This is a genomic window from Mesorhizobium sp. M7A.F.Ca.CA.002.15.2.1 (genome assembly GCF_003998715.1).
Lineage (GTDB): Bacteria > Pseudomonadota > Alphaproteobacteria > Rhizobiales > Rhizobiaceae > Mesorhizobium > Mesorhizobium ciceri.
The window spans coordinates 1-726 of the sequence record NZ_RZPI01001173.1; the positions used below are offsets into that span (position 1 = coordinate 1).

At 60.2% G+C, this 726-nt stretch carries 1 protein-coding gene; it reads right to left on the bottom strand.

Translation table 11 applies throughout. The features are described from left to right. On the bottom strand, positions 1–466 hold a 466-nt coding region (locus tag ENZ74_RS33460), incomplete at its 3' end, for a S49 family peptidase (protein WP_164761481.1). Positions 467–726: the final 260 nt, after the last annotated feature.

Consider the following 726-nt stretch of genomic DNA (forward strand, 5'->3'; position numbering starts at 1 on the left):
CGTCGGGATACTGGATCAGCACGCCGATCGAGCCGACGATCGAGGTCTTGCGGGCAACGATGTGATCTGCGGCACTGGCGATCATATAGCCCGCCGATGCGGCGAGCGTGCCGACTTCCGCCACCACCGGCTTGTCGGCGGCCAGCTTGCGCACTTCTTCATAGATCGATTCACCGCCAACGGTGGTGCCGCCAGGCGAATCGATCGACAGGATCACGCCTTTCACCTTCGATGAAAGACGGATGGTTTCCAGCCGCTTGATCAGTTCCTCGTCCTCGGTGATCGTGCCTTCGATCTTGACCTTGGCAATATGGTCGACCGTCGAGCCGCCGAAATCGTCGCCATAGAACCAGGTTGAAAGCGCAATCACCCCAAGGGCTATGATGCCTATGGCGACGACGCGCCAGAATGTCAGCTTGCGCCGCAAACGGCGGCGGTCGATCAGGTCGTCGGCTCTCAGTGCCATGGTCAGCCTTTCAGTCGGCGGGAGGAGACGCTTTTAGACCATGATCCTCCCATCTGGAAGCAGTTCTCTTTTGCGCATGGCGAGACAAGTCGGCGCCTGGACGTGAGGTGGCTATCCGCGTCGGCAGTCGACGGGGCCGGGTCGGGCCCTCTCCAGGCGTCGGTCTGCTCACATATTCGTGCAATCGCCACCAGGTCGGGCGACGAGACCGATGGCTGATAAATTTTACGCCGCGTGTCTGTTTCTGCTATGGAGAACAC